The organism is uncultured Enorma sp. (assembly GCA_905210055.1).
Classification (GTDB): Bacteria; Actinomycetota; Coriobacteriia; order Coriobacteriales; family Coriobacteriaceae; genus Enorma.
The window spans coordinates 1-14,182 of sequence record CAJLVH010000032.1; the positions used below are offsets into that span (position 1 = coordinate 1).

11 protein-coding genes and 1 tRNA gene are annotated in these 14,182 nt (G+C 63.0%); 4 read left to right on the plus strand and 8 right to left on the minus strand.

The window, feature by feature from the left end:
* Positions 1–329: 329 nt before the first annotated feature.
* Positions 330–1,325, minus strand: coding sequence for a DUF5692 family protein (locus QZ079_RS03685; protein ID WP_297035261.1), 996 nt, complete (start codon positions 1,323–1,325; stop codon positions 330–332).
* A gap of 262 nt (positions 1,326–1,587) precedes the next feature.
* On the opposite strand from QZ079_RS03685, the gene hypB reads away from it, so the two are divergent.
* The 4 genes from hypB (at position 1,588) to QZ079_RS03705 (ending at position 5,901) form a co-directional block, all read left to right on the plus strand.
* The gene (gene hypB, locus QZ079_RS03690; protein WP_297035263.1) at positions 1,588–2,274 is read left to right on the plus strand and encodes a hydrogenase nickel incorporation protein HypB; all 687 of its coding nucleotides are present in this window, start codon (positions 1,588–1,590) and stop codon (positions 2,272–2,274) included.
* A gap of 150 nt (positions 2,275–2,424) precedes the next feature.
* A complete protein-coding gene (locus QZ079_RS03695) occupies positions 2,425–5,217 on the plus strand; it encodes an FAD-dependent oxidoreductase (protein ID WP_297035266.1) in 2,793 nt (930 codons plus the stop codon).
* A 93-nt stretch (positions 5,218–5,310) separates the two neighbouring features.
* Positions 5,311–5,655, plus strand: coding sequence for a hydrogenase maturation nickel metallochaperone HypA (locus tag QZ079_RS03700; RefSeq protein ID WP_291289179.1), 345 nt, complete (start codon positions 5,311–5,313; stop codon positions 5,653–5,655).
* Between the two features lie 72 nt (positions 5,656–5,727).
* Positions 5,728–5,901, plus strand: a complete 174-nt coding sequence (locus tag QZ079_RS03705; protein WP_291289180.1) for a hypothetical protein — start codon at positions 5,728–5,730, stop codon at positions 5,899–5,901.
* 233 nt (positions 5,902–6,134) lie between these two features.
* On the opposite strand, the gene QZ079_RS03710 is transcribed toward QZ079_RS03705, so the two are convergent.
* The 7 genes from QZ079_RS03710 to QZ079_RS03740 form a co-directional block, all read right to left on the minus strand.
* Positions 6,135–6,767 (minus strand): TetR/AcrR family transcriptional regulator, encoded by a 633-nt coding sequence (locus QZ079_RS03710; protein ID WP_297035271.1) that lies wholly within the window; start codon positions 6,765–6,767, stop codon positions 6,135–6,137.
* 155 nt (positions 6,768–6,922) lie between these two features.
* Positions 6,923–6,998 (minus strand) — tRNA-Arg (locus tag QZ079_RS03715).
* A gap of 177 nt (positions 6,999–7,175) precedes the next feature.
* Positions 7,176–9,014: a Stk1 family PASTA domain-containing Ser/Thr kinase gene (pknB, locus tag QZ079_RS03720; RefSeq protein WP_297035273.1), complete on the minus strand. Its 1,839-nt coding sequence runs from the start codon at positions 9,012–9,014 to the stop codon at positions 7,176–7,178.
* 66 nt (positions 9,015–9,080) lie between these two features.
* Positions 9,081–12,038 carry an FtsW/RodA/SpoVE family cell cycle protein gene (locus QZ079_RS03725; RefSeq protein ID WP_297035276.1) on the minus strand — a complete coding sequence of 986 codons (2,958 nt, stop codon included), beginning with the start codon at positions 12,036–12,038 and terminating at the stop codon, positions 9,081–9,083.
* Positions 12,038–13,414, minus strand: a complete 1,377-nt coding sequence (locus QZ079_RS03730; protein WP_297035279.1) for a Stp1/IreP family PP2C-type Ser/Thr phosphatase — start codon at positions 13,412–13,414, stop codon at positions 12,038–12,040. The genes QZ079_RS03725 and QZ079_RS03730 overlap by 1 nt, the downstream gene beginning before the upstream one ends.
* Positions 13,411–13,824 (minus strand): FHA domain-containing protein, encoded by a 414-nt coding sequence (locus tag QZ079_RS03735; protein ID WP_019128731.1) that lies wholly within the window; start codon positions 13,822–13,824, stop codon positions 13,411–13,413. Before QZ079_RS03735 ends, QZ079_RS03730 begins: the two co-directional genes overlap by 4 nt.
* A gap of 3 nt (positions 13,825–13,827) precedes the next feature.
* The coding region (locus QZ079_RS03740; protein WP_297035288.1) for an FHA domain-containing protein at positions 13,828–14,182 on the minus strand (355 nt) is incomplete at its 5' end.

The window sequence follows — 14,182 nt, forward strand, 5'->3', positions numbered from 1 at the left end:
TGGCCATTTTTGAAAGCTTGGTGACAGCGATCCTGCGGAAAGGTGGGTGCGGTTTTCTCGTAGCTGGGATAACCGGGCGTGCTACCAGCACGGTGAACGAAGCGCACCCCTCTTTCCGCAGGATCGCTGTCACCAAGCTTTCAAAAATGGCCACAAAAGCCGAAATTCCTATCACGGGAAGGAACAGGACGGGCTCACTTCAAGCTTTTGGCGGTGAGGCTCGTCCTGTTCCATCATGCATGCGCGCGATGTTGGCTCTGCGGGGTTGTCGGCTCTTGTGAGGTTGTTAGCTCTTGCGAGGCGCCGCTGAAGCGAATCGGAGCCGCTCGCTATGCTTTCTCCTCCACGGTAAGGTCGGCGCGCGCCATAGCCTTCTCGAAATCGCGTGTGCCGCGGAAAACCTCCTGCTTATAGGGGTTTACGCCGAGCTTTTTCGCACGATAGATGATGTAGGCGAGCGCTGCCACGTTCGCCGCGAGGGCGAGCGCCGATACCACGAGGTTCACCGTGGGGTCGTTTACGGAGTTCGTAGAGAAGACGCTGTAATCCTGGAACATGGGGAATACCTGGGCAAACATACACCACAGCGCGAGCGTGTTCGCACGGTTCTGAATCCAGCCGCCCTTGTTCCAGAAGAAATTCGCCACGGTTGGGGCGAGCAGCAGCGCCAGGCCGCAGTACCAGGCATGCGTGGGCAGGCAGTTATAGGTGTAGCAGAAGTTCCACAGGTCGTAGGCGATGATGAACACCCAGGTCATATCCGGCCAGAGCATGTCGTCACGCTTCTTTGACACGTAGATGCCCCACCAGCCGGTCATGCAGAGGATGTTCAGGATGCCTGCGACGCCGTTGAACACGTTGTGCCAGCCGCCCATGAGCGTTACGCCCTCGCTCGACACCCAGGTGGTGTTCCATGCGCGCACGGCGCTCTCGAAATCGCTCACCACGGCGATGAGGATGTTGATGGCAACGATTACGAACGGATACGCCTTGAACCAATGGCTCTTGCCGATCGAACCCCAGCGGTACTTGAGCACCATGAAGCCGATGCATCCGGCCGTGGCGGCATAGAGCTTGGCGTAGTGGAACCAGCTGTTCATATACACGTAAGTGGGGTTGTTGAGCGCCCACTCCATACCCATCCCAGCACAGAGGTAGATGGCGGCGAAGTAGACGGTAAGCGCCGCCGGTAGGATGAGGAAGCAGAAGATGCCGCCCGCTTTAGAGCGGCGTGCGACCTCGTTTGCTAGGATGAGGCAGACGAAGACCGCCACCCATCCGATCCACTGATACATGGCGGTTGCGCCATAGACATCGAACAGCATGGATCCTCCGATCTTGTAAGGCGAATAGAAACGTTAGGGTAAGTTTTGTAGAATGTTGACGGTTCGTCAATATCTTAGTTGACGAACCGTCAACAGATGAAGGGCGAACGGTCGCCGAACGCATCACATACGACGCTGTGCCATATGGTATGTTCTGGTGACTCATTTGGGACGGGTTTGGGTGAGTCATTTCGCACGCGCACGGTGTTGAGGGATTGAGGTCGCCTGAACCGATCCCGATATCTCGAAAGGAGAGCGACGTATGGCCGACGTGCGCATCATCGAGGTCAAGGAGAGCGTCTTTGCCGACAACGACCGTAAAGCGGCAGAGCTGCGTGCGCGCAACAAAGAGCGCGGTACGTTCTTGCTGAACCTGATGTCGAGTCCCGGCTCCGGTAAGACCACGACCTTGAAACGCACCATCGAGGCGCTCGACGGACGCCTGAGCATCGCGGTGATGGAAGCTGATATCGACTCGGATGTCGATGCGCGCGCCATCGCTCAGACGGGCGTCACATCGGTGCAGGTGCACACGGGGGGCATGTGCCACCTCGACGCATACATGACCGCGGAAGGGCTTGAGGCGCTCGAGAACGAGGCTGGAGCTCCCATCGACCTCGCCATTCTTGAGAACGTGGGCAACCTGGTATGCCCGGCGGAGTTTGACACGGGCGCTTCGGCGAACGTCATGATCCTCTCTGTACCGGAGGGCGACGACAAGCCGCTGAAGTACCCGCTCATGTTCTCGATCTGCGACGTGGTGCTCATCAACAAGATCGACGCGCTGCCGGCGTTCGACGACTTCTCGCTCGAGCGCGCGGTCGAGAACATCCATATGCGCAACCCCGAAGCGCTTGTCATCCCCATAAGCGCCAAGACGGGTGAGGGAATCGATGCGTGGGCGGCGTGGCTGCACGACGCCGTTGCCGCGTGGAAGAGCGGCGCATAGCTGCAGGCAAGAGGGGGTTGAACGGAGGCGGGTTCATCTCGAGCTTTTCAGCCAATTTCCACCGCGTGGAACATGAGTTGAAGCGAGCGCGTCCCCAGCCAGCCGTTCTCAGCCAGCCCATTCGGCTCGTAGTTAGGAAAAGGAGTACCTATGGACATCAACGGCCCCGGCCTCTCGTACAGCGAGCCCGATATCGGTGCGGAGTTCGTCCCGCCGCTGCCAGAGCATCCGCGCGAGAAGATTGTGGAACTGTGTCGGCACCTCACCAACCGCACGCTCGGCAAGGGCAACCTGCTTGCCTACGAATACTGGGCGTTCGAGGGCGTCACCACCGACGAGATGGCCGACGTGCTCTTGAAGCTCAAGGTGCGCAAACCCTATACGTTCGAGGAAGCGCAGAAGGCGACCGGCCTGCCGCCCGAGCAGCTCCATCCCCTGCTCGACGAGATGTCGATGATCGGTCTTTTGGAATACAACTGGGAGAATCCCACACGCACGAAACAATGGGTGAGCCCCATTCTCGTGCCCGGTTCGGCCGAGTTTCTCAACATGCGCTGGACGCAGATGAACGAGCATCCGGCCACGGCCAAGTTCTTCGAGCAGGCGTCGAAGGGCCCCTTGTCGCGCATCACGCCGATGGTTCCGCCTGGCGGCGCGGGGATCGGCATGCATGTGATCCCCGTGGAACGCGCAATCGAGATGGAGAACCAGTCCGTTTCGATCGAGCACATCAGCCACTGGCTCGACAAATACGACGGCAAGTTCGCCGCGAGCCCGTGCAGCTGCCGTATGAGCCGCTCCGTGTTGGGCGAAGCCTGCGGCGACGACCCCGCGGATTGGTGCATAGCCGTGGGCGACATGGCAGACTACGTGGTGGAGACCGATAAGGGCGGCCGCTATATCACGCGTGAAGAGGCGCTCGAGATTCTCCAACGCGCCGAGGACAACGGCTTCGTGCATCAGATCACCAACATCGACGGTGAGAACAAGATTTTCGCTATCTGCAACTGCAACGTGAACGTGTGCTATGCGCTGCGCACCTCGCAACTGTTCAACACGCCGAATCTGTCGCGTTCGGCCTACGTGGCTCGCACCGAGGCTGATAAGTGCGTAGCTTGCGGCCGCTGTGTGGAGGTGTGCCCGGCGGGCGCCGTCAAGTTGGGGCAGAAGCTTTGCCTGGCCGATGGCAGCGTGGTCGACTATCCCAAGCAGGAGCTACCCGATGCCGTGAGCTGGGGGCCGGAGAAGTGGTCGCCCGATTACCGTAACAAGAACCGCATCGAAACGTACGATACGGGCACCGCGCCCTGCAAGACGGCGTGTCCGGCGCATATCGCGGTGCAGGGCTACCTGAAGCTCGCCTCGCAAGGGCGCTACACCGATGCGCTCGCGCTCATCAAGCGAGAGAACCCGCTCCCCGCAGTGTGCGGACGCATTTGTAATCGGCGCTGCGAGGATGCGTGCACGCGCGGGCGCGTGGACGCTGCGGTGGCGATTGACGAGGTGAAGAAGTTCATCGCCGATCGGGATCTCGACGCGTCGACGCGTTACATCCCGCCTGCGGTGGTGCCGCGCGTCCAGGGCGGCTTCGACGAGAAGATCGCGATCATCGGAGCTGGGCCCGCGGGCCTTTCCTGCGCGTTCTATCTGGCCGAGAAGGGTTACAAACCCGTGGTGTTCGAGAGCCACGAGCGTCCGGGCGGCATGCTCACCTACGGCGTGCCCTCGTACAAGCTTTCGCGTGAGGTTATCCAGGCAGAGGTCGACGTGATCGAGGCGATGGGTGCCGAGTTCCGCTACGGTGTGGAGGTCGGGCGCGATGTGACCATCGCCCAGCTGCGCGAACAGGGTTTCAAGGCGTTCTATGTGGCGATCGGGTGCCAGGATGGGCGCCTGCCCGGCATTCCCGGAGAGACGCTGCTCGGTGCGGAGACCGCCGTCTCGTTCTTGGAGCGCGTGTCGTGCGAGGTCGCCGCGGGCGAGCTTGAGCAGCTCGATGGGCGCACCGTGGTGGTGGGCGGCGGCAACGTCGCCATCGATGCCGCGCGCACGGCAGCGCGCCTGGGCTCGCCGCATGTCGAGATGCTCTGTCTCGAGCAGGAAGACGAGATGCCTGCGACCGCGGAAGAAGTGCGCGAGGCCATCGAGGACGGCGTGCATATCAGCCACGGCTGGGGTCCGGTGGAGGTGCGTGCGGGCGAGGACGGCCGCGTGCACGAGGTCGTGTTCAAGCGCTGCACGCGCGTGTACGATGACGAGGGACGTTTCGCCCCCGTGTATGACGAGGAAGATACATGCACCATCGCTGCCGATCGCGTGGTGTTTTCCATCGGTCAAGCCGTGCGCTGGGGTGACTTGCTCGAGGGAACCGCTGTGGAGCTCGGACGCGGCCAGGGTGCCGTCGCCGATCCCAAGACGTACCAGACCGCTGAACCCGACATCTTCGTGGGCGGCGATGTCTACACCGGTCCCAAGTTCGCCATCGATGCCATTGCAGCTGGTCACGAGGCCGCCATTTCGCTGCATCGTTACGTGCAGCATGCGACGCTTACCATCGGACGCAACCCGCGCGCGTACCAGCAGCTCGATCGCGACAACATCGACCCGGGCAGTTACGATACGACGGCGCGTCAGGAGCCTGCAGTGGCCGAAGCGCTCGGTCGCACGTCGGGGCCGTTCAAAGAGTATGTCGCGACCTTCAGCGAGGAACAGGTGCGTGCCGAGACCGCGCGTTGCCTGGGATGCGGTGCGAGCATCGTGGACGAGAACAAGTGCATCGGTTGCGGCCTGTGCACCACGAAATGCGTGTTCGATGCAATCCACCTGCATCGCGAGCATCCTGAGGCGAGCACGATGATCAAGTACGAGGACAAGCTACCCGCGATCGGCAAATACGCACTCAAGCGCGCTATCAGGATCAAATTCGGCGGGAAGAAGAAGTAAACCAAGGCGGGGTGGATGGCGGGCTTGCCCCATCCCCCCCCTGCCCGTTGGGGCGGCGGCGCGACCACCTGCGCGAGCTGAGGAAGGAATGTCGTGCACGAGTTAGGAATCGTGTTCTATATCATCCGCGACGTAGAGGAAGCGGTACGTGGTGCCGAGGTGAGCGCGGTGCAAAGCGTGACGCTCGAGCTCGGCGAGGTCTCGGGTGTGGTGCCGAGTTACCTGCAGCATGCGTGGCGCTGGGCAGCCGACAAACACGACCTGCTGCGCGGCTCCGAGCTTGTCATCGAGGATATTCCTGCGGTGACGCGCTGCAATGGGTGCGGTGCGCGCTATGGCACGGTGGAACATGGCCGCATATGCCCTGCGTGCGGAAGTGAGAATACGGTGCTTGAGCAGGGGCAGGAGGTCATGATCAAAGAGGTCGCGGTGGTTTGAGCCCGTTGTGGGACCGCTCGCGCCGGCGAATCGGGTACCATCGAAATGCGGATAGTTGGAAGGGGCGTTTTTATGGTCGAAGAGCAAGAGTTGCGCAAGCAGCCGCGGACTTCTCAGAAGGTTCAGCACGACAAGCCTGCCGATCCCTTCCTGCGCGCGGAAAACGAGGATGATGACGGTTACGATCCCTATTCCGATCGTCGTCCGGAACCTGAACCGCTTTTTGAGCGCGATCCATGGGGCTAGAACGCGCCGCGCCCCTGTAATCAACGACATGCTCGCGTTGTCGGTTGGGCAATCGGGCGTGTTGTGGTCAATTTTGAAAGCTTGGTGACACCAATCCTGCGAAAACGGGGGTGCCTTGCTGCCACCGCCCAGGTAGCAGCCATGGTTATCCAAGCTACGGGGAATCCGCACGGGTCTTTCCGCTGGATTGATGTCACCAACCTGCTATTATTTGGCCACTGGAGCCTGAATTGTTATCTCGCCGGCCGGCGGTTTTTGTATTTCTCGGTATAACCCTCGATGTGAAGCGTGCAGGCGATGATTTCCTTGATGACCTCGACCGGCACGTCCTGGTGCGAGCGGATATACAGGATGAGGCCGCTGATGAGCACATAGAAGGTCTCGAAGACGTTGTCGATCAAGACCTCATGGTGCTCTGCGAAGTCCACGACGGTCGACTCGCACATATAACGTGCGCAGCGCTCTGCCACGCGGTTGACGAACGCGGTGTAGAGCACGGCATCCCCGCCGACCGAGATCGACCCGGAAATGCCGGGCATCTCGAGCACAAGGGTCTTGAGCAGCTCGGAGATGCTGTCGAGTGCGCCCTCGATGTCACCGAACACGCGGCTCTCGTTCCAGTTGCGCAGGCGCGCGATAAACGCATCGATGGTGTAATCGAGTGCCGCGGAGAGCGCGTCTTCCTTGTTGGGAAAGTAGTGATAGAAGAGCGAGCGCGTGCAACCTACGCGCTCCGAGACGCGCGAGACGGAAAGCTTGCCGATTCCCTCCGTCGAGCACACGTCGATGACTGCTTGGAGAATCTCTTCACGGCGAGCGTCGTATGCGTGGCGACTGCTCCGGTGCGAATCGTAGTGTGTAGACATGGCGTCTCCTCTCCTGTGGTGGAGTAACATCAGTGTACTTGGTATTGACGCTGTGTCAGCACAGATTGACAAATATTCTTAGGTTGTTAGCGTGTGCGGGTGGATGAGCGCTGTAACCAGAAACGGCGCCGCTCGTGCGACGCCGCATTTTTGCCTGGTGCCCCCGGGCGGATTCGAACCGTCGACACCCGCTTTAGGAGAGCGGTGCTCTATCCCCTGAGCTACGGAGGCAAGTATCTAGATTCTAGCAGAACGGCGAGCGCTCGCCATGCTGATTGCCGTCCCGCCTTGCAGCACGGGTTTCGTACACATTGAAAAGCGGATTTCCGGGGAATTGCCTTGCTGTGAAAGAGGGAGACGGCACATGTGTGCACATCGCCCTCTTGGTACATGGATTGCTTGGGGGCGTTACAGCCCGGGCGCCCATTCTTCTTCGGAATTCCCGGAATCGGTGTTGGGGTCGGTCGCCGGCTCTGGATCGGTTGCCGGATCCGGGTCGGGTTCGGGTTCCGGCTCGGCACCCTCAGACACATAGATCGTGACGGTGCTGCCCGGTTCCGCCTGTCCCGTAGGATCTTGGCTCATCACGACGCCTGCGCTATAGCGGTTGCTATATCCACCGGATTGCCTGTTTACTGAGAAACCAGCCTCAGAAAGGATGTTTATCGCTTCTGCCTCGCTGTAACCAACTACGCCGGGCACGTTTTCGGAATCCGGGCCGCTGGAGACCTTGTACGTCACCGTGGAACCCTCATCGACTTCCTCGCCTGCTTCGGGGTTTTGCTCGAAAACAGTACCCTGCTCGGCATCGTTCTCCTCCATGACGGGGTGTCCGGTGAGTCCGGCTTCCTCAAGGAGCTGCTCGGCCTCTTCCTGGGTTCTCCCCACAAGGTTGGGCACTTTGGTGGTCTTCGTTTCCGGCCCCTGCACGATGGTGATGTCGATCTTGTCGCCCGCATGCACCGAACGTCCCTCACGCGGCGTCTGGTCCATGATCTCGCCCTCGGCGTACTCATCGCTGTATCCGGGGTCTACGTTACCCAGTTCCAGATCGTATTTCGCGAGCTCCGCCTCCGCTCCCTCCTGCGTCATGCCGAGGAGGTTGGGTGCGGGGAACTCCTGGTTTTCGCCGCCGAGCAGCGTCATGGCGGCGAACGCGATGACGCCGATCGCCACGATCACGCCGATGACGATGCCCACGATCTTGCCCGTGTTGTTGTGCTTGGGCTTGGGGTCGTAAGAGCCCTGTCCGCCGGACGCGCTTGCCTGGCCATTCGCGCCGCCGCGCACGGCCGTGGAGCCTATGCTGGCAGGACGTGCCATGGCCTGGGTTTTCTCGGTCATGACGCGGGTCTCGGTGGTGCCTGCGCCGCCCATGCCGGCGATGGCGCCGCCAGCGAGGACGCGCGTGGGCTCCGGTACGTCGACCTGGCGGCCGGCGAGGTAGGCGTTGAGCGCGAGGCGCAGCTCATCGGCCGACTGGAAGCGGTTCGCCGCATCTTTCTCCATGCAGCGCAGGATGATGCGCTCGAGGTTGGGGTCGAGGTTGGGATTGAGCTGCGAGGGCGGAACGGGCAGCTCGTTCATCTGCTTCACCGCGACGGAGATGGCGTCTTCGCCATCGAAGGGTACCTGGCCGGTGGCGCATTCGTACATCACCACGCCGAGCGAGTAGATGTCGGAAGTGGGGCCGAGCTCCTGCCCGCGCGCCTGCTCGGGCGACACGTAGTGCGCGGTGCCCAGTACATTGTTGTCCTGCGTGAGGTGGCTGTTTTTAGCGCGCGCGATGCCGAAGTCCATGACCTTGATGTTGCCGTCGGGCAGCACCATGATGTTTTGCGGCTTGATGTCGCGGTGGATGATCTCGTGCTTATGGGCGACGGAGAGCGCGCCGCAGATCTGGCTGCCAATTTGTGCGACCTTCTTGGGATCGAGCGCGCCATGGCTGCGGATGCCGCTTTTCAGGTCGGTGCCGCGCAGGTACTCCATGACGATGTAGTAGGTGTCGCCGTCTTTGCCCCAGTCGTAGATGCCCACGATATACGGGCTCTGAAGGCCGGCCGCTGCCTGAGCCTCCTGCTTGAAGCGGGCGGCGAACGTAGCATCTGCCGCGTACTGCGGAAGCATGATCTTGATCGCCACCGTGCGGTCGAGCACCTGGTCTTGCGCGCGGTAGACGGTCGCCATGCCGCCAGAACCGACCCTGTCCTTGATGAGGTACCTTCCCCCGAGGACCTGCTGCTGCATCGTTACTCCTCACAAACCTTACTTCGTACGTGCCAGAGCGCGTAAACTCATCATCTGCCTCATGCGTCACGACCCCTGGGCCGCGAGCGCCGCTGCCAGCACCGTTCCGGCGACCGCTGCCGCCGAGGTACCGTCACTCGAATAATCCTCGATCACCACCGAGATGGCGACCGTCGGGGTGTCGTAGGGCGCAAAGCCCACGAATGTGGAGTTCACCTGGGACGAGGTGGCCTCAGCCGTGCCCGTCTTGCCAGCGACTTGCACGCCGGAGACCTGCGCCGCGCTGCCGGTGCCGTCCTCAACGACCCCGAGCATCGCCTCGGCAACCTGCGACGCGGTATCGGCGCTGACCGCCTGGCCGAGCGAGCGCGCCTGCGTGGTGTTGACGACGGTGCCGTCGGGTGCGAGCACCTGCGAGATCACGTAGGGGTTCATGACGATACCGTCGTTGGCAATCGCGGCAGCCATCACGGCGTTCTGCATGCAAGTGGTCTGCGGGCCGGGGGTATGACCCTGGCCGACGGGCTGACCAGCGCCCGCCCACGCGGTCTCCCACTCCGTCATCTCGGCGGGATCGGGCATGACGGAGGCGGTGGTGGAGAAGTCCTGGCCGAGCGATTGCCCGTAGCCGAACGCGCGTGCATACTGCACGAGGTTATCGGCTCCCATCTCGGTCGCAACCTGACCGAACGCGGTGTTCGCAGAGACCTCGAACGCGCGGTTGAGGCTGATGGTGCCCCAGTCCGTGTGGCCGATGTTCGTGACGTTTGCGTCGCCGATCTCGAGCTCGCCGGGCGAATCGTACTCGGTATCGAGTGTGGCCGAGCCGCTTTCGAGCGCTGCGGCGAGCGTGAGCACCTTGAACGTGGAGCCGGGGGTGTAGAGCGCCTGGGTCGCGCGGTTGTACTCGCCGGTCCCCTCGCTGCCGGATTCGCGTACGGAGTCGATGTCGGTGTTGTCATAGCTCGGCGAGCTTGCCATGGCGAGCACGGCGCCGGTGCGCGGGTCGAGCACCACGATGGCACCGGTGCGCCCTTGGAGCGCCCGCTCTGCCGCCGACTGGATACGCGAGTCGATGGTGAGTACCACCGAGTTACCCGGCTGTGCGACGCCGGCGAGCGAGAGCACGGCATTCTCCCAGCTCGAATAATCCTTCGATCCGGTAAGCGTGTCGTTCATGGTGCTCTCGACGCCCGAGCTGCCGAAGCGCGTGGAGTAGTAACCCACCGTGTGCGCGGCCATGTTGCCGTTGGGATAGGAGCGCACGTAGGTGCCGTCGTCCTGGCGCACGGACTCGGCGAGCGTGAGCCCGTCCGAGGTGATGATCGATCCGCGCTGGATGTACGCCTGGCGCATGATCGTGTGGTTGTTGGACGGAATGCTCTGGTATTCGTCGGCCTTGATGATCTGGATATAGGTGAGATTGCCGATGAGCACCGCGAAGAGTGCGGTGAAGAGGAACACCGTGCGGGTGAGGCGCTTGGCGAGAGCGACGCGGCCGAGTACGCCGGATTCGGGCGTATCGAGCAGGCGCCTCCGCAGTCGCGAACCCGGGCGCGCGTGTGAGCCGCCGAGGCTGCCCGAGGTGGAGGTGCCAGCGAATCTGCTGCCGGTGGAGCGTCCGCCGGTGTTGCCGCTGGCGCTGCGAGATCCAGTGAAGAAGCGTGTGCCCACGCTGCTGAGCTTGCCTTCGGCCACGGCCGCTGCGCTGGCGGAGCCTGCCGGGATGGCTGCCATGATGCCCGTGCCGGTGAGTTCGGTCTCGCGTCCGGTGGCCTCGTCGCCCGCGCGCATGAGCAAACCGACGATGATGAAGCTCGCCAGAAGCGACGAACCGCCCTGGCTCATGAAGGGCAGCGTCACGCCGGTGAGCGGGATAAGCTTGGTCACACCGCCGATGATGAGGAATGCCTGGAACGAGATGGCGGCAGTGAGGCCGGTGGCCGAGAACGCCGCAAGGTCGCTCTTGGCGCGCGCCGCGGTGGTGAGGCCGCGTACTGCGAAGAGCATGAAGAGCAAGATCACGCCCGTGGCACCTAGAAGTCCCATTTCCTCGCCGATGGCCGAGAAGATGAAGTCCGAGGCTACGACGGGGATGTAGTCGGGCATGCCGCGGCCGATTCCCGTGCCCACGAGGCCACCGTCGGCGAGCGAGTAGAGCGACTGTACGAGCTGGTAGCCGCCGCCCTGGGCGTCGGCGAAGGGGTCGAGCCAAATGGCGAAACGCGTGCGCACGTGCCCCATGAGCTGGTACATGCCAAAACCGCCCACGAACAGGAGCACGATCCCGATGACGACGTAGGAGATGCGCCCCGTGGCAACGTAGAGCATGATGAGGAAGAGCGTGTAGAACAAAAGCGCCGATCCCAGGTCTCGCTCGAAGGCCACCACGGCCAGGCACACGCCCCACACCGCGAAAAGCGGCGCGAGCAGGCGCAGACGCGGCACCTTGAAACCCAGGATGTTGTGGTTGGCGATGGAGAGCAGCTCGCGGTTCTCCGAGAGGTAGCCTGCGAGGAAGAGCACGATGGCGACCTTGGCGAACTCACCGGGTTGGATGGTGAAGGAACCGATCTCGATCCAGAGCTTGGAGCCGTAGCGATCCGTGCCGATGAAGATGGGCAGCAGCAGCAGCACGATGCCGGCGAGGCCGAGCGTGTACTTGTAGCGCTTCACCACGTCGAGGTTCTTCACGAGGGCGAGCGTGCCGATCATGAGCGCGATGCCTACGAAGAGGTAGATGACTTGGTTTATGGCCGATGACGGCGCGAGGCGGGTGACGAACGTGATGCCCACGCCCGAGAGCACGAAGACGATGGGTAGGATCGCCGGATCTGCGCCAGGGGCGAAGAAGCGCACACCGATATGCGCCGCGGCGAACGCGGCGAAGAGGCCGAGCGGCACGGCGAGCGTGCCAAACGAGAGCGCGGCACCTGTAGTGACCACGTAGAGCGCATAGAGCAAGATAACGGGGAAGGCCGAGCCAATGAGCAACATGAGCTCGGTGTTGCGGCGGCTACCCATCACGCATCCCCTCCCTCGGCGTTCGTCGCGGCATCTTGTACCTGCGGCTCATCGGTATCGTTGGCCGTGTCGGTCGTGCTGCCTTCGATGGCGGCGGCGTTTTCTTCCGCGCGGGTACGGTCTGCGGCGATTTGCTCGCGGTAACTCGAGAGCGTGGCACGTGCCTCGTCCATGCTGCTCTGGCCGATGCCCTCTTGCAGGCGGTTCTGCGTATCTGCGGGAAGATCCCCGATCGAGATCGCCGTCTCGTCGTACAGGCGGTAGAGGTCGATGCCCAGGAAGGATTCGGGGACACCGGTGTAGATGGCCACGCGGCCATCGTATACGCCCAGGAACAGCGAGTTCATGATGATGAAGGCGCCGATGCAGCATGCCGCGACGAGCGCGACGACGATGCCCGCGAGTCCGACGAGGAGGTTCCTGCGGCGCCGGCGCACGAGGTCGCGCATGCGCCCGTCGTCGACCACGTCCACGACCACGACGGTCACGTTGTCGCCGCCGCCCGCGGCGAGCGCGGCGTCGACGAGGTTGTCGGTGCACAGCTGTGCGGTGGGGGATTGCGTGGCGACCGCTTCAATCTCGGCGTCCGGAATCATGCTCGAGAGGCCGTCCGAGCACAAGATGAGCCGGTCGCCCTCCTCGATGTTGAGCTGGAAGTGATCCGCGTACATGGCGGGATCGGAGCCGAGCGCGCGGGTGATGACGGAACGGTTGGGGTGGATGCGCGCTTCGTCTGCCGTGATTTCGCCGGCATCGACGAGCTCCTCAACGTAGGAATGGTCATGCGTGACGCGGATGAGCGTGCCCTCGTGCAGCAGGTAGGCGCGCGAGTCGCCCACATGCGCGATGGCGAGCGATGTGCCCTCGATGTAGGCGACCGTCGCCGTGCAGCCCATGCCGGGCTTGCCGAGGCCGTTGTCTGCGGCTTCGATGACAGCTGCGTTCGCCGCTTCGACGGCGGCGGCAAGGCGTGCGGGGTCTGCTTCCTGCGGCGCGAGCTTCGCGATGGTTTCCACCGCGATGGATGAGGCTACCTCGCCTGCGGCATGGCCACCCATGCCGTCGCATACGCAGAACAGTGGCGACTGCACGAGGTAGGAATCTTCGTTGTGCGTGCGAACGCAGCCCACGTCGGAGCGGGCGCCCCACATGAGCGACGTGCTCGTGCCGGCGTCGTAGGTTGACTCGGTGTCGATGCGCTCGGGAGCGATCGCGGGGAAGCTCTGCGTCGAGCCGGGGTCGGAGAGCTTCTGCTCCACCGCGGTGACGTCGATTTCCGCCGTGGCGTCGGGGCGCGCGACAGCGCTCGGCGCCGCCGGGGCGTCGTGCGGAATGGGATCTGGTCCCGTGGTGAAGATGTGCTCTTCAGACGTCATCGACGGTTCACTTTCATCACGACATCACCGATCTGCACCTCGTCGCCCTCGCGCAGCGTCGCGGGTTCCAGGAGTTGGCGGCCGTTCACGAGCGTGCCGTTGAGGGAGTTGAGGTCTTCGATAACGAGCGCAGGCCCCTGCAACGAGAAGCGCGCGTGCGAGGCGGAGACGAACGGCTCATTGATGCAGATATCGGAGCTAGGCGAGCGGCCGACGATCACAGGTCCCAGCATGTCCACGTGGATGCCGCGGATGCCGCGCGGGCCTTTGTCGACGTCGATCGTCCAGATGGCGGAATCGCGACGCTGCCCGCGCACGAGCCCCACACCGGTCTTCATGACGGCGAAGAGGAAGATGTAGAGCAGGACGACGAGGACGATGCGCCCTATGAAGAGGATGACATCGATCATTGCCTAGCTCCTGAACTCGAACGTGCTGAGGCCGAAGGTGATGACGTCGCCGTTACGCAGCGGGCAGCGGGTGATGCGACGGTTGTTCACGAGCGTGCCGTTCGTGGAGTTGAGATCCTCGATAGACCACTCCGTGCCGGCGAGCGTGATCTGCGCGTGCCGGCGGGACACATTGGGGTCGCGCAGCACGATGTTCGCGGCGGCGCGCTCGCGACCGATGATGCAGGTGGGTGCCGTGACCTGGTGCGTCTCGCCGGTCACGACGTCGACGAGCTGGGCTGTGACCGTCTGGGGGGCGGGAACGTTCTGCCCTGCCGCCCCTGCGACGCCTCCGGTCGCGGCGGCGCCGCCCATGCCG

What these genes read in the sequence shown, in the direction of transcription:
- QZ079_RS03685 (WP_297035261.1), bottom strand. Translation starts at nt 1,325, where the DNA reads ATGCTGTTCGATGTCTATGGCGCAACCGCCATGTATCAGTGGATCGGA.
- hypB (WP_297035263.1), top strand. Translation starts at nt 1,588, where the DNA reads ATGGCCGACGTGCGCATCATCGAGGTCAAGGAGAGCGTCTTTGCCGAC.
- QZ079_RS03695 (WP_297035266.1), top strand. Translation starts at nt 2,425, where the DNA reads ATGGACATCAACGGCCCCGGCCTCTCGTACAGCGAGCCCGATATCGGT.
- QZ079_RS03705 (WP_291289180.1), top strand. Translation starts at nt 5,728, where the DNA reads ATGGTCGAAGAGCAAGAGTTGCGCAAGCAGCCGCGGACTTCTCAGAAG.
- QZ079_RS03710 (WP_297035271.1), bottom strand. Translation starts at nt 6,767, where the DNA reads ATGTCTACACACTACGATTCGCACCGGAGCAGTCGCCACGCATACGAC.
- pknB (WP_297035273.1), bottom strand. Translation starts at nt 9,014, where the DNA reads ATGCAGCAGCAGGTCCTCGGGGGAAGGTACCTCATCAAGGACAGGGTC.
- QZ079_RS03725 (WP_297035276.1), bottom strand. Translation starts at nt 12,038, where the DNA reads ATGGGTAGCCGCCGCAACACCGAGCTCATGTTGCTCATTGGCTCGGCC.
- QZ079_RS03730 (WP_297035279.1), bottom strand. Translation starts at nt 13,414, where the DNA reads ATGACGTCTGAAGAGCACATCTTCACCACGGGACCAGATCCCATTCCG.
- QZ079_RS03735 (WP_019128731.1), bottom strand. Translation starts at nt 13,824, where the DNA reads ATGATCGATGTCATCCTCTTCATAGGGCGCATCGTCCTCGTCGTCCTG.